Here is a 20,972-nt window from a genome sequence, read left to right as displayed (position 1 = left end):
GCGCGGCGCACCCGGACAGCAGGCTCAGCGCGCCACGGCCACCGCGCTGGAGGAGGACTCGCCCTGGGGCGCGGGGGCGGGCTCCGGCGTGTCCTCGGCCGGGGCGGCGGCGTTCGCCGGGAGGAACGCGAGCAGCACCAGCGCCGGGACGGCGAGCAGCACGGTGCCGGCGAAGAAGGTGGGCCAGCCCAGCCACTCGGCCAGGTAGCCGGAGCTGGCGGAGATGAGCCGGTTGGCCACCGTGCCCAGCGCGGACAGGAGCGCGTACTGCGTGGCGCTGAAGCTCTTGTGGCACAGCGACATCAGGTAGGCCGCGAACGCCGTCACCGCCAGCCCGCCGCAGAGGTTGTCCACGGTGATGGTGGCCGCCAGCATCAGGTCATTCTTCCCCACCAGGGACAGCGCCATGAACATCAGGTTGGTGAGCGCCTGCGCCGCGCCGAAGATGAAGAGGCTGCGCCGCGTGCCCAGCTTCACCATCACCACGCCCGCGAGCAGGCCGCCCGCGATGGTGGACACCATGCCCAGGCCCTTGCTGAGCGCGCCAATCTCCGTGTTGGAGAAGCCCAGCTCCTTGTAGAAGGGCGTCACCATGCCGGCGGCGATGGCGTCTCCCAGCTTGTAGAGCACCAGGAACAGGATGACGGGGATGGCGCCCTTGCGCGTGAAGTACTCCACGAAGGGCTTCACCACCGCGTCCGTCAGGTTGCGCGGCGGCTTCGAGCCCCGCGGCTCCGGCGCCAGCAGCGTGGCCACCACGCCCACGGCCATCAGCGTGCCCATGATGAAGTACGTCTGGGACCAGCCGACCACGTCGGACAGCGTCAGGGCCAGGGCGCCCGCGGTGAGCATGCCCAGGCGGTAGCCGGTGATGTACGTGGAGTTGCCGAGCCCGCGCTCCTCCACGGTGAGGATGTCCGTGCGCCACGCGTCCGCGACGATGTCCTGGCTGGCGGACAGGAACGTCACCAGCACCGCCAGGGCGGCCATGGCCACCGGCGAGTCCTTGGGGTTCACCAGGCCCATGGCGGCGATGGCGCCCATGAGCAGCACCTGCGTCACCAGCATCCACCCGCGCCGCCGGCCCAGGAAGGGCAGGGTGTAGCGGTCCATCAGCGGCGCCCAGAGCACCTTGAAGGTGTAGGGCATGCTGACCAGGGCGAAGACGCCAATCGTCTTCAGGTTGACGCCCTCGTCCTTCATCCACGCCGACAGCGTGACGCCCGTCAGCCACAGGGGCAGGCCCGACGCGAAACCAACGGCCACGAGCAGCCAGATGCGCGGGCTCTTGAGGACTTCCAGGATGGAGGGCTTGGACATGGAGGGCGCGGGAGAACGGCGGCCAGCATAGAGAATCCATCCCGGGCGTCACCATTCATGCGCGGGAATGTCTGCCTGGCCGCCTTCCTAGCCGTCCAGCGCGGAGAAGTCCGGGCAGGTGGCGCGCTCGCCCTCGGTGGGATTGAAGAAGTCCCAGCTCCGCGCGGTGAAGCTGACGCGGCCCTGCGCGTTCCAGCACTCGGTGTACTGCGCGCCCCGGATGTCGCCGCTCAGCACGTCCAGCACCGCCATCCCCCGGCCGTCCGGTGCCCAGCGCGTCGTCAGGCTCAGGTCCTCCAGCAGCCCGCCCGGCACCAGGTCCCGCCCGGGCATGAGGAAGCGCATCTCCCCCAGGCCGCCCTGGGCCTCGCGGTAGGTGTAGCGCGCCACGGGGAAGGCGCCGTCCCTGGGCGTGAAGGTCAGCTCCACCTGGGTGGGCAGCGCCTTCGTCTGGTAGTGGATGTCCAGCCGCCGCAGCGCCCCGAGCTCCCTGGCGGGCAGCCCCTCCTGTTCAGCCCGCGCCACGTCCAGGTGGAGGCTGCCCACGCCCTTGCGGATGCCGGCGTCCGCGGCGAAGGTGCCGCTGAGGAAGGCCCACCACGCGGCCTCGCCGGCGCCCGTCCTCCGGTACTCCAGCCGGTAGTCGAAGCTCGGCGCCTCGCGCGTCATCACGAAGCGGACGTCGTGGCCCGCATGGTCCCGGTCCTGGAAGGGCCCCCACACCCGCCGGTCCGGCTCGCGCGTCGTCGGGGGCAGGCCGCGGATGTCCTCCAGCAGGGAGAGGAGGGCGTCCACGCTGGTGTTGAAGGCCCGCCCCGTCTCCTCCGTGTCGCCCATCAGCTCGGACGTCTCGCCCAGGCGGACCACCAGCCCGTCCGAGCGCGCCGTCAAGCCGCCGCCCACGCGGCCCGAGCCCTTCGCGGGCAGCTTCGCGGCCAGGTCCTCGCGCCTGGGCAGCGCGTTGAGGAACTCCAAATCGTCATTGGAGAAGTCGCCGCCGCACGCGGCCAGCGCCAGGCACAGACAGGCCACCGGGAGGTGTCGCATCGCGTGCTCCTTCATGGCTGGTACGTCACCAGCGCGCCCAGCTCCCAGAAGCCCAGCGAGCGCTCTGCATCGACGTTGTAGAGCAGGTAGTGGGTCCGGGCCCTCGCCGTGAGGTGCAGCCGGGACAGGGGATTCCAACGTACGCCCGCCACCAGGCCGGGGGAGAACATGGCGAAGGTCTGGTCCGGCAGGGCTTCGTCCTCGAAGTCGCGGCGCATGTGGAGCCACGCCATCCGCGCGCCCAGGAAGGGCGCCACGCGGCCCAGGGGCCACTCGGAGGTCAGCGACGTGCCCACGCTCGTCATCGCGTAGCGGTACGCCGGCCCCGTCAGCGTCGGCAGCATCAGCACCGCCCGCCGGCTGCCCAGGGCCACGTCCAGGCCCCACACCCAGTCGCGGCGGAAGTAGTCGTGGAGCTGGGCCTCCGCGCCCACCATCCCCACCGACAGGAACAGCGCGTCGCGCGTGGGCGCGTCGAAGTAGGACTGCACGCCACCCGCCAGCCCCAGCGTCCACCACGCGCCGTCGCGGCGCGGGACGCCCTTCACCGGGTCGTCGGAGAAGGGGGCGTCCTGGAGCCGCGCCTCGTGCAGCACCGCCTGCTGGCCCCGCCGCACCTCCACCTCGCCGACGCGCAGCCGGTCCGGCAGCCGGCGCTTCACGCGGTAGGTGCCCGGCGCCAGCGCCACCCGCCGCTCCACGTCCGCCGCCTTGACCAGCTCCGCGACGACGAGGCCGCCCAGGTCCACGAAGTAGTAGGTGCCCACCGGCGCCGTGCCCGGGACGACGAGCCCTCCGCCGCTGGCGCGCAGGTCCGTCATGACGAGGTCGCCGTTGCCCGCCAAATCGTAACTGAACGTCGGGTGCTGGGGCCCCGCGCTGCTGGCCGCCGTGTCCGCCACCGTGCGGGCGTAGGCGTGGGAGTAGGCCTCGAACAGCGTCACGCGCCCGTCGCCGCTGCGGTCCGCGTCGCCCAGCAGGCCGCTGGCCAGGTGGTGTGAGAAGAAGCTGCCCGCCAGCGCGTCCGACTCCTGCGAGTCCTCGTCCGCCGCGCTGGAGGTGAGGATGACCAGCCCGCGCGCGTCGCGGCCCGCGCCCGAATCGATGTCGAACGCCGGGGCCCGCCGCGCGCCCTTGGTGCGCGTCAGCGCGCCGGAGCGGCACGAGTCCAGGATGGCGATGCGGATGTCCGAGGGCGCCTCGGCGAGCCGGCGCTTGAGGTCGTCGAAGCCCAGCCGCGTGTCGCCCAGCCGCAGCGCGCCGTCCTTCGCGTGGCCGGAGTAGTAGACGAACAGCGCGGTGCGCTCCCCCCGCGCCCGGGCCGCGCGGGCGCGCTGCTCCAGCTCCGCCAGCGCCGCCAGGAAGTCCCGCGCGTCCTCGTTCAGCAGCAGCTTCGCGTCCGCCGGAGTCACCCCGCCCAGCCGCAGCAGGAGCGCATGCATCTTCCGCGCGTCGTCCCGGGCGAAGCGCAGCGGGCGCGTGTCGGCGCCGCCCTGGTCGTTGCCGGCCACCAGGGCGAAGCGGCGCAGCGGGTCCGCGTCCGCGGCGGCCGCCACCAGGGCGAGCGCCACGGCCAGGGCGCGCAGGTGGCGGGGCGGGTGGCTCATGGCTTCTGGAGCACCCAGTGCGTCTGCGCTCCGGGCACTTCCAGCTCGGCCATCCGCTCGACGTCGCCATCCGCCCGGGCGAAGGCGCGCCGGGTGGCCTCCACCAGGGTGTCCACGGGCAGGGGCTCGTCGCTCAGCACCATGATGACGCGCTCCGCTCCGGAGCCGGTGAACTCCCAGCCCCCGGGCAGCCAGTGCTGTCCGTTGCCTGGCGCCACCGGCACGCTGGAGCCCGCGTCGGGGAACAGCGGGGTCACCTCGCCAATGCCGTCCACCGACAGCGCGGCCACGTAGCGGAGCGTCCCCGCCTTGTAGCCCAGCATCACCCGCTCTCCGTATTCCAGCGCTTCGGGCCTGCCGGGAATGGCCTCCCGCTGCGGCCCCAGCCCTCCTCCAATGCGCAGCTCCGCCATCGCGCCGCCCTTGATGCGGTTGAGGCTCACGATGGCGCCCGGGTCCGCCCCGGTGTTCATCAGCGGTCGCACCAGCACCACCACCAGCACCGACGCGGCGATGGCCACCGTCGTCGCCACCCAGCGGCGCGGCGGCGGACGGGAGGCCGCTTCACGCTCCTGGCGCCGCAGGGCCTGCTCCACCCCGGCCTCGAAGCGCTCGAAGGGCACCTCCGCTTCGAAGCGCGACTGGGCCGCCTCGATGCCGCGGAGCGTCCGGGCGCAGGCCTCACACGCGGTGGCGTGGGCCTGGACCCGGGCGGCCTCGGCGGCGGCCAGGTCCCCGGCGCTCAACCGGCGCAGGTTCCATTCCGATTCGTGCGCGCTCATCGGACGTTCAGCTCCTCTCCGCCCAGCGCGGCGAAGTGCTCCAGGCGCTTGCGGATGGTGGGCACGGAGCGCCCCAGCAGCGAGGCCACCTCTTCCAGTGTCATGCCGTCGACGTGGTAGTGGACGGCGGCCGCTTGTGTCTCCAGGTCCACGCGCGCCAGCAGCCGGCGCACCAGGTCCCGCGTCTCCATGGCCTCCTGGCCGCCGTGTCCTTCCGGGCGGGCGGCGGCGTCCCGCTCGAACCACTGGCGCCAGCCGGCGCGCTCGCCGCGAAGCTGGTTGAGGCAGTGGTGGGTGGCAATCTTCATCAGCCACGTCAGCGGCGAGGCCTCCGCGCGGAAGTCCTCGCCGTGAGTGAGGGCGCGGGCGAACACGTCGTGCATCGCATCCTCCGCCTTCGTCGCGTCCTTCAACAGGTAGCGGCAGCGCCCCAGCACGCTGCCGCCATGTTTCATATACAACTCCCGCAGGAAGGCCCGGCGGTCCTGTCGTGGACCACCTGGAACCACCTGGAGGCGCGGCCGGTTCGTTCCCGTCACACGGCGCAGACTACCGCGCGCGTCACAGCGTGGAGTAGACGGCGGTGTCGAAGTTTCCGCAGGCGCTCAGCTCGCCGTAACCCAGGACCGGATTGACGCTGAGGATGAAGTAGGCGCTCAGGAAGTCGCTGCCCCAGCATTCACTCAGCGTGGCCTCACCGAACAGGTCCCCGCCAGACAGCTTGATGTCCGCGCGGCCCGCGCCCGTCGCCTCCCAGCGGCTCTTGATGGCCAGGTTTTCCAGCGCCGCGCGGCGCGGGTCCGTGTCGATGTCCTTACGGATGACGAAGTCCAACTCGCCGCCCGCGCCCACCGCCTGCCTGAAGCGGTAGACGGCGTCCACGCGGGTGTCCGGGCGCTCCTCGTCGCGCACCTGGTGGAGGTCCGCCTCCACGGACGCCTCCGCCGCGCCAGCGACGCGCGCGTAGCGAATCTCCGCCGTGCCCACGTCGTCTCCGGTGACGCCGGGCAGCGTGTTCGCCTTCTCCCAGTCGATGAGGAACTCACCCGAGCCATGGCCCCGGACGCGCTCGCCGTCCGCGTTGACGGAGGCGGTGTGCGCGCCGGAGAGGAAGGCCACGAAGGTGGTGTCCGGCTCATCCTTGCCCTTGCCCTCCAGGACCCAGGTGTAGCTGTGCTCGCCGGTGCGGGTGACGGTCAGCTTCCACGTCACGGCGTCCAGCGCGCCGGTGTGCGGCCCCCAGACGGCCACGTCCCCGTTGATGGACGTGGGGACGTGCTTGACGATCTCCTCGATGAGGTTGAGCACGCCCGCAGTGCCCAGGTTGACGGTGGCCGCCGCCGCCACCGTCGCGCGGTAGTACTCCGCCTGCTGACCCTCACCGTAGAAGGCCGTCAGCCCCTGCCCGTCATTCCTGGACGGCGAGCGCATCTCCACCATCTCCCTGGAGGGCAGCCCGCCCCGGAAGGCGTCTTCGTCGCTCGTCGCGTCGTCACCACAGCCCGTCACCAGCAGGGCGGCACACAGCAGGCTCTTGCGCAGCATGGTCCATGTTCCTTTCAACCGGCCCCCGGCGGGCCGTGCAGCAGCGTGTCTGCCTCCATGGACACGGCACGGCCGGAAAACGGAAAAGGCGCCCGGAGGGTGCGCGAAACGTCCGGAATCCCGATGCTTGTAGGTTGGCTGCCCGCTCCCCAGGCATCTATTCCCCGCGGGCAGACGGCCGAAATTCGCAGTCCCTACCTTTCGGCCATGGAAAAGAGACACCCCAACCATCCCGGCGAGATGGGTACGGACGCGCAGTTGGTGGAGCGTGAGCGAGCCCCGGACGAAATCAACGCCCGGGCCAGGGCCGTCGGACTGCTGCTCGACGCCGGGGTGCCCTTCGTCGTGGGCGGTGCCTACGCGTACGCCACGTACACGGGTATCTACCGCGACACCAAGGACCTGGACCTCTTCCCCCGGAAGGCGGACGCGCTCCGGGCGTTGCAAATCCTGGAGAAGGACGGCTGGCGCACCGAACGCGCGGACGAGGTCTGGCTCTACAAGGCCTTCAAGGGCGACTACTTCGTCGACTTCATCTTCTCCTCCGGCAACGGCGTGGCGGTGGTGGACGACGCGTGGTTCGAGCACGCCCCGCGCGCCACCATCTTCGGCCACGAGTGTCTGGTGGCCCCCGCCGAGGAGATGATCTGGTCCAAGGCGTTCGTGAACGAGCGCGAGCGCTATGATGGCGCGGACGTGAATCACCTGCTGCTCAAGGCGGGCCACGCCATGGACTGGGAGCGGATGATGCGCCGCTTCGACCGGTACTGGGAGGTGCTGCTCAGCCACCTCATGATGTTCCGCTTCGCCTACCCGTCCGAACGGGACATCGTCCCCGAGTGGGTGATGGCGGAGCTGATGAGCCGCACGCTGAGCACGCTGCGCGAGGGGGGCTGGGAAGAGAAGCTGTGCCGCGGCAACCTGATTTCCCGCGTGAACTATCACGTGGACATCCACCACTGGGGCTTTGGCGACGGAAGGTCCTGGGACGAGAACGAACGACAGCGGGGGGACGAGAGTGGCGCGCGATCCGAGCTCGAAAATTCGGTTGGCGGCGGTCGGTGACCTGCACTGCCGGGAGGACCATCACGGCCGCTTCCGTCAGCTCGTCAAGCAGGTGAACGCCACGGCGGACCTGCTCGTGCTGTGCGGCGACCTCACCGACCGGGGCATGATTGAAGAGGGCAAGGTGCTGGCGGAGGAGCTGTCCGCCCTCCGCGTGCCGTGCGCGGCGGTGCTGGGCAACCACGACTACGAGCACAACCAGGTGAAGGACATCTGCGGCGAGCTGGCCAAGGTGGGCGTCCACGTGCTGGACGGCGACCACTTCATCTTCGAGAAGGTGCTGGGCGTGGCGGGCGTGAAGGGCTTCGGCGGAGGCTTCGGCAACGCGACGCTCCAGGCCTTCGGCGAGGGCCAGACGAAGGGCTTCGTGCAGGAGGCCGTCACCGAGTCCCTCAAGCTGGAGGCCGCGCTGAGCCACCTGGACGTGGAGAAGAAGGTCGTCATCATGCACTACGCCCCCGTGCCGGAGACGCTGGAGGGGGAGAACATCGAGATTCGCCCCTTCCTGGGCACCAGCCGCCTGTGCATGCCCATTGACCACTACGGCGCGGAGGCGGTGTTCCACGGCCACGCGCACCACGGCGCCCGCAACGGGAAGACGAAGAGCGGCATCCCCGTCTACAACGTGGCCATGCCGCTGCTGACGAAGCACACCCCTGAACAGCGGTACGTCCTGCTGGAGGTGTAGTCCCCCCCGTGCGGCCGCGCAGTGTCGCGTGGGCGACAGGTCCGGCGGGCGGGGACTGCTGCGTCGCCCCCCCGCTACCGGACGCGTCTCTCCATGCCAGGTGTTCCTCGGTGCCCTAGCACCCCAACGACGTGCGGCTCGATGGCACCCAGGCGGACGCCATCTTCGTCAGCGTGTCCAACGTGGGCGTGATTTCCCCCGAGCTGCGGCCCGCTCTCTTCGACCCGTTCCGGGGCGGAAGTCAGCAGCGTGGACGCACCGGAGGCCTGGGGCTGGGCTGTCCAGGCGCATCATGGCCGCGTGGACGTGGAGTCGGGCGTGGGCCGCGCGGGGGCCGCCTCCAGCAGGTCCTCGGGCCGGGTGGGCAGCGTCAGCCGTGAGTCGGGCACCTTGACGACGTCCGTCCCGGAGCCCCGCGCGTAGCGTGTGCCGGGTTCGTCCGGGACTTCGTCGCCCAGCCACAGCCGGGCCAGCTCCTTGCCGTCCGCGCCCAGCAGCGCGGCGCCGCGGGACTGCTCCGTCACGCCATAGCGGGCCCAGCTCCTGGGGCGCGCCTCGCCGAAGCCCGTGGCCTTCAGTCCGTCCAAGGCGCGCAGCAGCGAGGCCAGCTTGAAGTGCTGCGCCTTGCCCTGACGTGGGGACTCCATCTCCCAGCTCCCCGCGCCTTCCTTCGCGTCCGACGTGTTCACCACGGTGATGGCCGGCGCGCCGCCGCCCGGATGGAACACGATGCGGCGCACGTCCTGGCGCCGGAAGTCCAGCACGCGCCGGTCCTTCAGCTCCCGGACGCCCACGTCGAGCACGGCCAGGGCGTCCTCGGTGACCTCGCCCAGCACGGCCCGCGGGCCCTGTTCCCGCAGGGCGTAGGCGCGCGCCACGCCGTCCGCCGTCACGCGGGACATCCGGATGCGCACCGGTCCGCCGGGGCCACCGGTGAAGCGGGCATCGACCGAGGGCGTTTCGAGGCCCAGCCGCTTCCGGGCCTCGGGCGAGTCCTCCGGGAAGGACAGGGCGCGTTGCTCCACCAGCGCCTTCACCAGGGCCTCGACGCGCGCCGCGTCCGCCTGCGCGGCCACCGGTGACTGCAGACGCCAGCCCTTGCCATCCGCGTCCCGCGCGAGCTGATACGCGCGCTGCCCGGCCTTCACGTCGATTCCCTTCAGCGCGCGTTCGTCCAGGGGCGCCAGGAGGTCCTTGGCGCGCAGCGCGAAGGTGTCCCGGTCCAGGGCCCAGCGGACGGTGCCGGCGGCGGCGTGGACCGTCGGCGCCTCGTCCCGGCGCACGTAGACGGAGCCGTCGTAGGTGTTCTCCCGGCCCCCGTGCAGCGTCACCGTGCGCTGGCGGGCGGGGTCCTCCGCGCCTTTCCCCCGCGCGTCGGGGAGGTACGCGCGGGCCGTGACGGTGAAGCGGGGAGGCTTCAGCCCGTAGCCGTCCAGGTCGGCGTCCGTGGGCGCCTCCTTCACGGTGGCGCTGAAGCGGGAAGACGCCAGCGTGTCGAGGATGGACTCCACCACGGCGGCCTCGGCGCGGGCGGACACCGGCGCCGTCACCTTCCAGGTGCCGTCCGGCTCGCGCGCGAGCTCCGTGGTGAGGCCGCGGGCCCGCACCGTCAGGTGGGTGAACACGGGCTTCGCGGGCGAGCCCGGGTCCTCTCCGGTCGCGGGCTCCTCACCCGTGACGAAGAGTCGCTCCTGGGCGTCCGCCTTCCGCCGGGCCTCGCGCGCATCGGATGCCTGCTCTCCGGTGCAGGCGGAGAAGACCAGCCACGCCGTGGCCGCGATGCGCGCGCCACGCGGCCACTTCGCGCGGACAGGGGTCATTTGTTCCGCCTGGACAGCCAGATGGCCAGGCCCACGCCCAGCAGGGTCAGCGGCAGCAGGTCCGTGGAGACGAAGCGGATGCCGTTGATCGTGGCCGCGTCCAGCTCCAGGGTGGAGACCTCGCGGTCTGGCGGCCGGATGGTGACCTTCGTGAGCTGGTTGGAGGCCCAGCCCAGCGCGTTCATCACCAGGTTGCGGTTGGGCTCGTGCCCCCAGTTCGGGTCCAGGAGGAGCTCCGAATCACCCATGACGACCACGCGCGCCTCGTCGAAGCGCCTGCCCGGCGTGGAGGCCGTGTCGCGCGTCACGGCGGCCACGAGCACGAGCTGGCCCGTCTTCTCGCCGTCCGACGGCATCGCGTTCTCCTGGGGCGTGGTCTCCACCCAGGCATGCTGCGAGGTGAGCACCACCGGCTGCGCCTGGACGCCCGGCGCCATCCCCATGCGCAGCAGGGCCAGGCTGCGCGGGGTGGGAAACTCCACGTTGAGCCCCTGCTGGGCCAGCGGCTTGCCAATGACGTGGTCGCTGTAGAAGAGCGACAGCACGACGAAGGGGTTGCCGCTGTTGTACTGCGCGTCCGCGACGATGCCCTCGTCCACCAGCACGCCGTACTCCGCCAGCAGCTCGTCCAGCCCGTCGCGGAGGCCCGCGTCGGCGAAGTAGAGCAGGCGCCCACCGGCGGCGAGGTAGCGCTGGAGCGCCGCCTTCTCCGGCGCGACGAAGGGCACCCGCGCTCCGGCGATGACGACCAGGGCGGCGTCCCCGGGCACGTCCGCGACGCCCGCGAGGTTCAACGGCTCCGCGGCGTAGCCCTCCTGCAGCAACTGGCGGCGCAGCTCGGACAGGCTGGCGCCCGGGTCATCGGGCGGCGCCTGCTCCTTGTCCAGCGGCCACTCGCCGTGGCCGGTGACGAAGTAGACCTTCTGGGTGCCCACCGCGTTCAGCTTGAGGACCGCGTGGGTCAGCTCCTGCTCGGACACGGTGCTGAGCAGGGTGTGCGTGGCGCGCTCGCCTTCGCCGCGCGACAGCACCACCGCCGTCTGGCCCTCGCGCACCTGGTACTTCGAGGCCAGGTCCGGGCTGCGGCGCGCGTCCTTGAAGCTGTACTCGAACTTCCCTGGCGCCTCGGCGTGGTAGAGCGTGAAGAGCGCCTCCAACTGGCCGTACTGCGGATGCGCCGGGGTGATGAACGCGATGGCGCGCACCGGGTCGGCGATGGCGGCCAGCGTGGCCTTTGTCTGCGGCGCCAGCGTGTGGATGCGCGCCCGCGTCAAATCCCAGCGCCGGTTCTGCTTGAAGGCCAGGTAGTTCACCGCCACCAGCGCCGCGAGCACCCCCAGCGTGGTGAGCGCCGTGGTGGCGAAGAAGGCGCTGGAGCGGCGGGTGGCGAACTGGCCGAAGCGCCGGAAGTTCGTCGCGCCGTAGACGCCCAGCAGCACCAGCCCCGCGCCCGCCTTCACGGCGGCGGCCACGGCGCTGTCCGGGGTGACGAAGAGGGTGAAGGGGCTGGACAGCAGCAGCAGCAGTCCGAACGCGCCCAGGACCTTGCCGATGTTTGCGCTTTTCATGTCAGGCCCACCGCTGCGCTTCCACCGTGCGGTGGGTGAGGAACAGGGAGAAGCCGATGACCGAGGCGAAGAACACCAGGGACTGCGCGTCCAGCACGCCCTTGAGCATCCCCTGGAGCTGGAGGTCACAGGCGACGTAGGACAGCGCGGAGCGCATCGGCTCCTCGGCGCGCCGGGCCACCTGGCCCAGCAGCATCCACGCCAGCAGGACGCAGAAGGTGAGGAAGGCCGCCAGCATCTGGCTCTCCGTCAGCGCGGAGATGAACAGGCCCACGGCCATGCAGGTGGCGCCCCAGAGCAGCAGGGCGCCGTAGCCCAGCAGGACGGTGGACCACTCCAGCGCCAGGCCGGACTCGCTGCGGCCGAAGGCGGACAGCAGCAGGGGGAAGAGGAGCGTGAGCCCCAGCGTGGCGGAGATGACGCCCAGGCCGCCCAGGTACTTGCCCAGCACGATTTCAATGGGCCGCACCGGCGCCGTCATCAGCAGCTCGAAGGTGCGGTTGCGCTTCTCCTCCGCGAACAGCCGCATGGACAGGAAGGGCGTGACGACCAGGGTGATGACCAGCACGCTGCCCCACAGCTCCACCACCACCCCGTCGGTGAGGTTGCGGTACATGTTGAAGTCCGGCGACATCTGCGACCAGCCCACGCGGCGCGCCACGGCCTGGACGTCGTTGAACGCCTGGAGCAGGTCGGTGAAGTAGAAGGCGGTGAGCGCCACCATCGCGGTGAAGACGGCGTAGGCCCACGGCGTGGTGAAGTAGATGGACAGTTCCTTGCGGGCAATCGCCAGGGCGGTGCGCATGGAGGCAGGGTCCTCGGGGAAGGGGGCCGCGCTCAGGCGGCGGTCAGCTTGATGAAGACTTCTTCCAGCGACGCGCTCTCCGCCTGGCCGTGGACGCGGGCAAGCTGGGAGAGGTCGTCATACGCCGCCATCCGGCCCTGGTGGAGGATGAGCACCTTCTGGCACGTCATCGTGACCTCCGGGAGGATGTGCGTGGAGAGGATGACCGTGTGCTTGCCGGCCAGGCCCTTGATGAGCGCGCGCAGCTCGGCGCGCTGCGCGGGGTCCAGGCCCTCGGTGGGCTCATCCAGGATGAGCACCGGCGGTGAGCCGAGCAGCGCCTGGGCGATTCCCACGCGCTGCTTGTAGCCCTTGGACAGGTTCTGGATGACGCGGTCCATGACGTGCGTCACCCCCATGAGGGTGGCCACCCGCTCCAGCTCGGCCTTGAGGGCGCCGCCCGACAGCCCCTTCAAGGACGCCACGAAGCGCAGGTAGCCGCGCACCGTCATCTCCACGTAGAGCGGCGGCAGCTCCGGCAGGTAGCCGATGCGGCGCTTCACCTCCAACGGCTGCGCCTCCACGTCATGGCCGTCCACGCGGACCACCCCCTCCGACGGCGGCAGGAAGCCGGTGAGGATCTTCATGGTGGTGGACTTGCCCGCGCCGTTGGGGCCCAAAAAGCCCAGGATTTCGCCCGCCTCGACCTGGAAGCTGAGGTCGTCCACGGCCACCCGGTCTCGGTATCGCTTGGTGAGGTGCTGGACCTCGATCATCGGCATTGGGGGCTCCGGTGCGGATGCAGCCATCCCCGGACCACGGCGCAGCATCCGCTGACGGCCTCGGAGCGGGGCGCGGTATTAAACCCGACATTGACGTGTCAAGGCGACACTGACTCCAGGTGTGGGCGCCGTCCGGTGGTTGGCCGGCGTTCTGCAGGGAGGCGCTCCAGTGTGGTTTTCCGGACACGCCGAACAGGGGTAGTGAGTCGATTATGCCAATCGTGGTCCAGAAGTACGGCGGCTCGTCGGTCGCCGGCGTGGAGAAGCTCCGCAAGGTCGCCCAACGGGTGAAGGCCAGGCGAGACGCGGGCTATCAGGTGGTGGTGGTGGTGAGCGCCATGGGCGACACCACCGACGAGCTGCTGGCGCTGGCCAAGGGCGTGTCGGCGGACCCTCCGCGCCGCGAGCTGGACATGCTGCTCACGTGCGGCGAGCGCATCTCCATGGCGCTGCTCTCCATGGCGCTCCAGGAGCTGGGCGTGCCGGCCATCAGCTTCACCGGCAGCCAGAGCGGCATCATCACCACGGACGCGCACGCCCAGGCCCGCATCGTGGAGGTGCGGCCGTACCGCATCCACGACGAGCTGGCGCGAGGCAAGGTCGTCATCGTGGCGGGCTACCAGGGCGTCTCCTTCAAGAAGGAGGTGACGACGCTGGGGCGCGGCGGCTCGGACACCACGGCGGTGGCGCTGGCGGCGGCGCTGGACGCGGAGGCCTGTGAAATCTACTCGGACGTGGACGGCGTGTTCAGCGCGGACCCGCGGGTGGTGCCGGACGCGCGCAAGCTGGAGTCCTTGAGCTACGACGAGATGCAGGAGCTGGCCAGCGCGGGCGCCAAGGTGCTCAACGCGCAGGCGGTGGAGTGGGCCAAGGCCCGGGGCATCACCATCCTCGCGCGCACGGCGCACGGGCAGGGGACGGGCACGGCGGTGCAGGAGCTGGCCGTCCCCACGGACAGCCGGCTCAAGGGCGTCACCGCCGACGCGGAGATGGCCGTGCTGTCCGCCGCCGAGCCGGTCCGCCTGCCCGAGCTGCTGGAGTTCCTGGACGCGCGCGCCGTCCGGGGCCGGACGCTGGACTTCGAGGGCGGAGAGGGAGGCCCGCGCCGGACGGCCATCGCCGTGCCGCTGGCGGACATCCATGGCGCGGACGCGCTGCGCCGTGAGCTGGCCACGCGCTTCGGGGACGCGGTGTCGTGGCGCGAGGACCTGGGCACCGTCACCTGCGTGGGCGTGGGGTTGAACGCGGACTGGGCGCCGCTGCGCCGGGCGCTGGTCGCCGCCGAGGAGCTGGGCGCGCGCGTCCACGCGGCCCATACGTCGCCTTTGCAACTGACGCTGCTGGTGGACAAGGCGCACCTGAAGGCGCTGACGGCCCGGCTGCACCGGGAGCTCCTCGGAGGGTAGGCCCGTTCCAGCTCCATCCCGTTCGTTCTCCAGGGAGGGCACCCCGCTTCCCTCCTGAGGGTTCGTGCCTACCCTCCGGTCCAATAGGCGAGTCTTGGAGGAACGGGATGGCTCAGGCAGGCCGTTGGGCGGGCTGGGTGTGCGGGCTCGCGCTCGTGTTCGTGGGGATGGGCTGTGACGAAGCAGCCGTGCGCCCGGTGATTCCGGGTGACAAACACGACACGCCTCCCCTGAACGATGGCTACGACGGCGGGGACGGCGAGCCGCACCCGGGCCTCGTCGACGCGGGCACGCCGGACGCCGGTGGCGTGCAGCCCGAGCCTCCCGACGCGGGCCCCGTGGAGCCGCCGCCCCGGGACGCGGACGCCGTCCGCGAGGAGAACCGCAAGCCGGGGACCACGGCGTGGCGCATCACCCGCAACGCCCACAGCCGCGAAATCGAAGGCTACGCGCTGAAGGCCACGCTGACGCAGGGCGAGACGCTGCGCGTCGCGGTGTCGGTGTCCGAGGCCCGTGCCTTCCGCTGGTACGTGTACCGGATGGGGCACTACGGCGGCACGGGCGCCCGCGAGGTGGCGCGCGGTGGCCCGGTGCAGGGCGTGCGTCAGGGGGACTGCCCCGCGGACCGGGCCACGGGCGTCGTCGCCTGCACCTGGGCGCCCTCGCTGGAGCTTCCCGTCGGCGAGGACTGGGTGCGCGGCGTGTACCTGGTGAAGCTGGTGCGCGAGGACAACCACCAGCGCTACGTGCCCTTCTTCGTGCGGGATGAGAACCCGCGCGCGGAGGTGGCCGTCCTCATCCCCACCGCCACCTGGGCCGCCTACAACACATGGGGGGGCACCAGCCTCTATGACGACCGGGAGCGGGTGATGCGCGAGCATGGCGTCAGCCGCGGCTTCCAGGTGTCCTATGACCGGCCCAACTACCGCGGGCATGGCAGCGGCCACCTGCTGACGGATGACCTGAGCCTGGTTCAGTGGCTGGAGTCGCAGGACCTGGACGTGGGCTACTTCACCGACGAGGACCTGGACGCCAGCTACGACTTCCTGGCCGGCGCGAAGGTCTTCTTCATGTCGGGCCACGACGAGTACTGGACCCCGCGCATCCGGGACCACGCGGACCGGGCGGTGGCGGAGGGCCGTTCCCTCCTCAACCTGGGCGCGAACAACGCGTACTGGCAGGTGCAGATGGCGCCGTCGAAGGACGGTCGGCCTCGCCGCGTCATCACCTGCTACAAGGGCCACGCGAACGACCCGTTCACCGGCGCCCAGCGCACGGTGAAGTTCCGCGAGCGCGTCGTGGGCCGCCCGGAGAACGCGCTGCTCGGCGTGCAGTTCTCCGCGCGCTGGCACCAGTTCGGCTTCCCGACGGTCATCACCCACCCGAACCACTGGGCGCTGGCGGGCTCGGGCCTGAAGGCCGGGGACACGCTGTGGATGGCCAATGGCTATGAGGTGGATCAGCTCGTGAGCAACGGCCGCGCGCCGGAGGGCCTGGAGGTGCTGGCCGAGTCCCCGCTGCTGTCGCTCCAGGGCGCCTTCGGCTTCGGCCACATGGTGCTGCGCAAGCAGGGCAGGGCCTACGTGTTCTCCTCGGGCGGCATCGACTTCGTGCGCACCCTGGCCTCCGAGGACATGGCGGACCCGCGCGCGGCCCGCATCGTGGCGAACGTGCTCTACAAGGCGCTGGGCCGCCCGGTGCCCGACACGCTGGTGCGCTTCGAGCGGCAGAACGTGGCGAGCGCCCAGGGGCCCTTCGCCTCCGAGGTCAAGACGGTGGCGGGCGTGCCCGGACGGCGCGGCCGCGCGGGTGTCCCCGTGGCGGCGAACGCGCTGGGCGCGCCCACTGCGGTGGCCCTGCTGCCGGGTGGGGGGTACGTCGTGGCGGACGGCCTGGGCAACGCGGTGAAGCGCGTGACACGGGAGGGCGAGGTGGAGACGGTGGCCACGGGGCTCAACGGGCCCATGGGCATCGCCGTGGACGCCGCGGGCAACGTGTACGTGGCCGACACCGACCACTACGTCATCCGCCGCATCGACGTGGAAGGGAAGGTGGAGGTGTTCGCGGGAGGCACGCCGGGCCTCCAGGACGGCCCCGCGAAGCAGGCGGCCTTCAACCAGCCCACGGGAATGACGGTGACGCCGGACGGCACCGCGCTGCTGGTGGCGGACATGAACAACGGCGTGATTCGCCGCATCGACCTGGTGGCGGAGGGCCACCCGGTGACGACGCTGCAGGGCGACTGGCTCTACCGGCCCTCGGGCGTGGCGGTGAGCGCGGACGGGCGCACGCTTTACGTCGTCGAGTCCGGCATGTCCCGCGTGGTGCGCATCCGGGACGGCCTCACGTCGGTGGTGGCGGGCTCCACGCCCGGCTACCGCGACGGCGCGCCGACGTCCGCCCAGTTCCTGCCGTACCTGGGCATCGCGGTGCTGAAGGATGGCTCGCTCGCGGTGGCGGACCCCGGCAACTACCGCGTGCGCCGCGTCGTGCTGGAGGCGGACGGCACCGCGCGCAAGGTGACGACGCTGGCCGGCAACGGGCGCTACGGCCACGCGGACGGGCCGGGAGACAAGGCGGAGCTCGTGCTCCCGGCCGGCCTGACGGTGGGGCCGGACGGCCGCCTCTACGTGGCGGACGCCGGCAACGGCCTGGTGCGCGCAATCACTCCGTGAGCGCCGCGGTGGTGGCCTCGGGGCAGTCCGACTCTACCGCGCCAATGTCCGGCGCGGCGCCGCAGAAGGGCAGCCCCAGGTCCATGCCCCGGTCCACCGCGCGCTCGCCGGGCATCAGCAGGTCCAGGTCCACCAGCGGCTCGCCGCTCTCGTCCGAGTCCAGCTCCACGCCGGACGACAGCCAGGTGGCGAGCGTGCCGCCCAGCCAGTCGCTCTGCGGGGCGACGAAGATGCCCGTGTTGAAGGCGGCGCCGGCCAGGTAGAGGTTGGACGCCATGCTGAGGCCGGGCGCGGACAGGCCCATGCTGACGGCGTTGCGCGTGGCGAACACGTTGTTGCGCACCGCCACGCTGGTGGACGGCCCGCCGGTGCCGTGGCCCACCACGAAGGCGAAGCCGTCCGTGCCCACCACCGTGTTGTGCAGCACGCGCACGTCGCTGCCATTCTCGATGCGGATGCCGGAGCCCTCGGGCGTCTTCAAGTCGTGGATGCGGTTGCGGCGGATGGAGACGTTGGTGGGCGGCGCGCCCACGCGGTTGCCGCCCACGGCGATGCCCAGCGACGCGTCGGAGATGTCGTTGTCCTCGATGACGACGTCGCGCGCGGAGTAGTGCACCACCAGGGCCTCGCCGCGGGACGACGTGGACTTCTCGAAGCCGTACATGCGGTTGCCGCGCACCACGACGTCGTGGCACGTCTTGATGTCCACCGCGTTCTCCCGGTTGTCGTACATGTCGTTGTCCTCGATGAGGACGCCGCGCGCCGGGGCGTTGTCGCTGAAGCCCTCGGGCCCCAGGCACTGCACCGAGTCACCCGAGTTGTCGTGGATGTCGTTGCCGCGCACGGTGATGTCCGCCGACGTGGGCGCGATGACGACGCCGTGCGAGTCGTCGTCGCCGCGCGCGAAGTGGTGGATGTGGTTGTCTTCGATGGTGATGCCGTTGGCGCCGTTGTCGGTGCTGATGCCGCTGCCGAACGCGCCGTGGTGCAGCTCGTTGCCCGCGAGCACCGTGCCCGTGGTGTTGCCGGAGAACGTCACGGCGACCTGGCGCTGGCCCCGGACGTCGAACTCGAAGCCCTCGATGCGCCAGTGGGGCCGCTGGACATGGGCCATGAACCAGCCGCTGCCCGTGGGGACGATTTTCGGCAGGTCCTCGCCGCGCAGGGTGATGGGGGCCTCCGCGGTGCCAGCCTTGGCGCTGGCGCCGATGACGAGCTTCTCCGGGTAGGTGCCCTTCTGGACGCGGATGATTTCTCCCGGGCCCACCAGCGTCAGGGCCTTGGAGATGGAGCGCAGCGGCTGCGCGCGCGAGCCATTCGCAGAGTCATCGCCGGAGGGGCTGACGTGCCACTCCCGGGTGTAGGTGGGCGGCTCCTCCGGAGGCGGCTCGGGCACGGGCGCTGGCGGTGGCTGCTCCGCAACGGGCGCGTCGTCGTCGTCGTCGTGGCTGGAGACGCCGTCATCGTCGTTCTGCGGCGCGGGCACGTTGGGGGCCGAGGGCTGCCGCGAGCCCGGGTAGCTGGGACGGGGGCTCGAATCGGACGCCGGCGCTGGCGCCTGCGCGCCGTTGGAGCAGGCGACGCCGCCCACGGACACGAGTCCGAGGAGGCACAAGCTGCGCAGTCGGGACATAGGGGTCGGCTCCTGGGGGGGAAGGGGGCGAGCCGACAACGTCCCTTTCGCCGCGCCGTATTCTGCCGGGGGCGCGGCGCTCTCTGTGTCCGTCAGTAGGGCAGGCGAGCGTGGGCTCAGCCCGGCGCGCGGGTGCTGCCCAGAATCCAGGCAAGGTACGCCGCGTGCCCGTCCGCGATGTCCACGCGCAGCACCTCCGGGACGTCGTAGGGGTGCAGCTCGACGATGCGCGCGCGCAGCGGCTCGAAGAGGGCCGCGCGCGTCTTGAGGATGAGCAGCACCTCGGGCTCGTCCTGGACCTGGCCCTCCCACCGGTAGATGGAGCGCAGGCCGGGAACGATGTTGCCGCAGGCGGCGAGCTGCGCCTCCACCAGCGCGCGAGCCAGCTCCGCGGCCTTGTCGGCCGTGGGGGCGGTGACGAGGACGATGATGGCGTCTGTCATGGGCGCAGGATGCGCGATGCCCCCGCCGCCCGTCGAGCGGAACAGGGGCGGGCGCCGGGCACGGTGGGACTACCGGCCCAGCGTGCGCGAGCCGCCCGCGGCATGGTGCATGGGCGCGTCCATCTCCTGCCGGGTGCGGCGCCGGTCCGGCGTGTCCTTCGGCAGCTCCACGAAGGTGCACAGCTCACACAGCCGGCTGTAGATGCGCTCACCCACGCGCTCACGCAGCAGGTCCGCGTCGCGGGCGGCGCTGCGGGCGTCCTCGGTGGTCCGGTAGCCCGTCGGCGCCGCGCTGCGGACAGCGCGCTTCTCCGGCTCCAGGGAGTAGTTCGTCGCGAAGAGCGTGGTACGGCCCGCGTTGTAGCGGCGGGCGATCAGCTCATCGAGCGTCTCCATCTCGAAGGGACTGCCGCGGCCCTTGCCCAGCTCGTCGATGGCCAGCACCTCCACCTCCGACAGGGGCCCGATGATTTCGCCGCCGCTCTTGCCCTCCTGGAAGCCGCGCCGGATGGTGGCGTAGAGGAGCGAGATTTCGACGTAGCGCCCGCGCACCCCCAGCTCCAGCACCAGGTGCCCCAGGGTGGCCGCCAGCAGGTGCGTCTTGCCGGTGCCCACCGGCCCGCTGAGGATGAAGCCCTTGGACGGGCCGCCCTTCACGTACTGGTGGGCGAAGTGCAGCGCCACGCCCCGGCCCCGGTCCTGCGCTTCGTTGAAGGCCCGGTAGTTGTCGAAGCTCGCGTGGGACACCACGGCGGGCAGGCCCACCTCGTTGAAGCGGGAGATCCGCGTGCGCCGCTGCGTGCACACGCACTGCTCCATCACCTCGTAGCGCCGCGGACCGACCTTCTGGCTGAACTCCGCCTCGCGCTCGACGAGCACGTGGCCCCGTCCGCCACACACCGAGCAGTTCCCGGAGCACTCGCAGGTGCGCGCCAGGGCCTGGTCCCCCCGGCGCTCGATGACATAGGTCCGCCCACCGCACACACCACACGCCTCGCCATTCGCCTTTGGAGCCATCTCACGCACCGCCATACCAAAGCCTCCCCTCGGCCGTCAGTCCACTGAACGGGCGGTCAGGCGTCCCGCCCGCCTACATCTCCTTCATCCCCAGACGTCGTCGCACCGTCGCCAGGACGCGGAATCGCCGGGAGACCTTGCGGGCGCGCGGCGACATCACCTGCTGTTCCGAAGCCGCGGCCACGGCCTCGCGCCACAGCCCGCGGCGGTCCGGGAAGGGGAGGGCGCGCAGGAGCAGCAGGAAGGCCAACGCCTCCTGGGCGTCCATGGCCGCCGGCTCCTCCGGGACGTGCGCCAGGACGGAGATGCGCAGGCTGCGCACACGGTGGGCCAGCGCCTCGTCCCGCCCCGCCAGGTCCTCCAGCGCCGCGCAGAGGCGCGCGTGCCGCGTCTCCTCCCAGGAGCGCGCGCGCTTGCGTCTGGGCGCGGTGTCCGCCTCCACGCCCGCGCCCGCCGCCAGCTCGCGGTACTTCTTGATCTCCGACTCCACCTGCCGCCGGCACGCGCGCAGCGAGCGCAGCACCGGCTCTCCGGGGCGCGTGTCCCACAGCGCCTTCTCCGCGGAGCGGGAGATGCCCCGGGCCACCACCTCGAAGGGAACGCCTTCCCGGGCCCAGGTCGTCAAAAGCTCGGTGTCCAGCGCGGAGAGCATCAGCCCCGCGCCACGCACGGCGAGGAAGTAGTCCTGGACCAGCTCTTCGAAGCTGGCGCTTTCGGGGAGGAGACTCATGATCCGACGCGTACTCCAGTGCAGGGAAGCCGGGCAACCGACCGTCCGCTCCCCCATACC

Annotated in this window: 18 protein-coding genes; 4 read left to right on the top strand and 14 right to left on the bottom strand. The window is 71.5% G+C overall.

Annotated elements, in window-relative coordinates; translation table 11 throughout:
* Window positions 1-24: 24 nt before the first annotated feature.
* The 6 genes from MYMAC_RS24095 to MYMAC_RS24070 form a co-directional block, all read right to left on the bottom strand.
* Window positions 25-1,320: an AmpG family muropeptide MFS transporter gene (locus MYMAC_RS24095; protein WP_095959792.1), complete on the bottom strand. Its 1,296-nt coding sequence runs from the start codon at window positions 1,318-1,320 to the stop codon at window positions 25-27.
* Window positions 1,321-1,407: 87 nt separating this feature from the next.
* Window positions 1,408-2,367, bottom strand: coding sequence for a hypothetical protein (locus tag MYMAC_RS24090; protein WP_239988977.1), 960 nt, complete (start codon window positions 2,365-2,367; stop codon window positions 1,408-1,410).
* 11 nt (window positions 2,368-2,378) lie between these two features.
* Window positions 2,379-3,974, bottom strand: a complete 1,596-nt coding sequence (locus tag MYMAC_RS24085) for a caspase family protein (protein WP_095959790.1) — start codon at window positions 3,972-3,974, stop codon at window positions 2,379-2,381.
* Window positions 3,971-4,756: an ACP synthase gene (locus tag MYMAC_RS24080; protein WP_095959789.1), complete on the bottom strand. Its 786-nt coding sequence runs from the start codon at window positions 4,754-4,756 to the stop codon at window positions 3,971-3,973. Before MYMAC_RS24080 ends, MYMAC_RS24085 begins: the two co-directional genes overlap by 4 nt.
* Window positions 4,753-5,295, bottom strand: coding sequence for an RNA polymerase sigma factor (locus tag MYMAC_RS24075; protein ID WP_204816930.1), 543 nt, complete (start codon window positions 5,293-5,295; stop codon window positions 4,753-4,755). The genes MYMAC_RS24080 and MYMAC_RS24075 overlap by 4 nt, the downstream gene beginning before the upstream one ends.
* Before the next feature lie 22 nt (window positions 5,296-5,317).
* Window positions 5,318-6,301: a hypothetical protein gene (locus MYMAC_RS24070; protein ID WP_095959787.1), complete on the bottom strand. Its 984-nt coding sequence runs from the start codon at window positions 6,299-6,301 to the stop codon at window positions 5,318-5,320.
* Between the two features lie 207 nt (window positions 6,302-6,508).
* Here MYMAC_RS24070 and MYMAC_RS24065 point away from each other — a divergent pair, with 207 nt between their 5' ends.
* Both MYMAC_RS24065 and MYMAC_RS24060 read left to right on the top strand, forming a co-directional pair.
* The gene (locus tag MYMAC_RS24065; RefSeq protein ID WP_420810012.1) at window positions 6,509-7,366 is read left to right on the top strand and encodes a nucleotidyltransferase; all 858 of its coding nucleotides are present in this window, start codon (window positions 6,509-6,511) and stop codon (window positions 7,364-7,366) included.
* Window positions 7,350-8,054: a metallophosphoesterase family protein gene (locus MYMAC_RS24060; RefSeq protein WP_095959785.1), complete on the top strand. Its 705-nt coding sequence runs from the start codon at window positions 7,350-7,352 to the stop codon at window positions 8,052-8,054. Before MYMAC_RS24065 ends, MYMAC_RS24060 begins: the two co-directional genes overlap by 17 nt.
* A 290-nt stretch (window positions 8,055-8,344) precedes the next feature.
* Here the strand turns inward: MYMAC_RS24060 and MYMAC_RS24055 are convergent, their stop codons facing one another.
* Genes MYMAC_RS24055 through MYMAC_RS24040 form a run of 4 tightly spaced genes read right to left on the bottom strand, consistent with a single transcriptional unit; the run spans window position 8,345 to window position 13,002 of the window.
* Window positions 8,345-9,874: a DUF4340 domain-containing protein gene (locus MYMAC_RS24055; RefSeq protein WP_095959784.1), complete on the bottom strand. Its 1,530-nt coding sequence runs from the start codon at window positions 9,872-9,874 to the stop codon at window positions 8,345-8,347.
* Window positions 9,871-11,442, bottom strand: a complete 1,572-nt coding sequence (locus MYMAC_RS24050; RefSeq protein ID WP_095959783.1) for a GldG family protein — start codon at window positions 11,440-11,442, stop codon at window positions 9,871-9,873. Before MYMAC_RS24050 ends, MYMAC_RS24055 begins: the two co-directional genes overlap by 4 nt.
* 1 nt (window position 11,443) lies before the next feature.
* Window positions 11,444-12,247 carry an ABC transporter permease gene (locus MYMAC_RS24045; RefSeq protein WP_095959782.1) on the bottom strand — a complete coding sequence of 268 codons (804 nt, stop codon included), beginning with the start codon at window positions 12,245-12,247 and terminating at the stop codon, window positions 11,444-11,446.
* Window positions 12,248-12,279: 32 nt separating this feature from the next.
* Window positions 12,280-13,002: an ABC transporter ATP-binding protein gene (locus MYMAC_RS24040; protein ID WP_095959781.1), complete on the bottom strand. Its 723-nt coding sequence runs from the start codon at window positions 13,000-13,002 to the stop codon at window positions 12,280-12,282.
* Between the two features lie 218 nt (window positions 13,003-13,220).
* On the opposite strand from MYMAC_RS24040, the gene MYMAC_RS24035 reads away from it, so the two are divergent.
* Together MYMAC_RS24035 and MYMAC_RS24030 are read left to right on the top strand one after the other, a co-directional pair.
* Complete coding sequence (locus tag MYMAC_RS24035; RefSeq protein WP_095959780.1) at window positions 13,221-14,414, top strand: aspartate kinase; 1,194 nt, start codon at window positions 13,221-13,223, stop codon at window positions 14,412-14,414.
* A gap of 107 nt (window positions 14,415-14,521) precedes the next feature.
* Window positions 14,522-17,089: a N,N-dimethylformamidase beta subunit family domain-containing protein gene (locus tag MYMAC_RS24030; protein ID WP_095959779.1), complete on the top strand. Its 2,568-nt coding sequence runs from the start codon at window positions 14,522-14,524 to the stop codon at window positions 17,087-17,089.
* On the opposite strand, the gene MYMAC_RS24025 is transcribed toward MYMAC_RS24030, so the two are convergent.
* The 4 genes from MYMAC_RS24025 to MYMAC_RS24010 form a co-directional block, all read right to left on the bottom strand.
* Entirely contained in the window at window positions 17,079-18,722 is a 1,644-nt protein-coding gene (locus MYMAC_RS24025; RefSeq protein WP_095959778.1) for a right-handed parallel beta-helix repeat-containing protein, read from the bottom strand. The two genes, MYMAC_RS24030 and MYMAC_RS24025, sit on opposite strands and share 11 nt — an antisense overlap.
* A gap of 116 nt (window positions 18,723-18,838) precedes the next feature.
* Entirely contained in the window at window positions 18,839-19,165 is a 327-nt protein-coding gene (gene cutA / locus MYMAC_RS24020) for a divalent-cation tolerance protein CutA (RefSeq protein WP_013941435.1), read from the bottom strand.
* A 69-nt stretch (window positions 19,166-19,234) separates the two neighbouring features.
* Window positions 19,235-20,197 carry an ATP-binding protein gene (locus MYMAC_RS24015; protein WP_095959777.1) on the bottom strand — a complete coding sequence of 321 codons (963 nt, stop codon included), beginning with the start codon at window positions 20,195-20,197 and terminating at the stop codon, window positions 19,235-19,237.
* A gap of 58 nt (window positions 20,198-20,255) precedes the next feature.
* Window positions 20,256-20,912 (bottom strand): hypothetical protein, encoded by a 657-nt coding sequence (locus tag MYMAC_RS24010; protein WP_204816928.1) that lies wholly within the window; start codon window positions 20,910-20,912, stop codon window positions 20,256-20,258.
* Window positions 20,913-20,972 lie beyond the last annotated feature (60 nt).

The sequence above is a fragment of the Corallococcus macrosporus DSM 14697 genome (assembly GCF_002305895.1).
GTDB lineage: Bacteria > Myxococcota > Myxococcia > Myxococcales > Myxococcaceae > Myxococcus > Myxococcus macrosporus.
The sequence above is the reverse complement of the archived record's forward strand: the minus strand, read 5'-3'. Positions and strand labels throughout refer to the sequence as shown.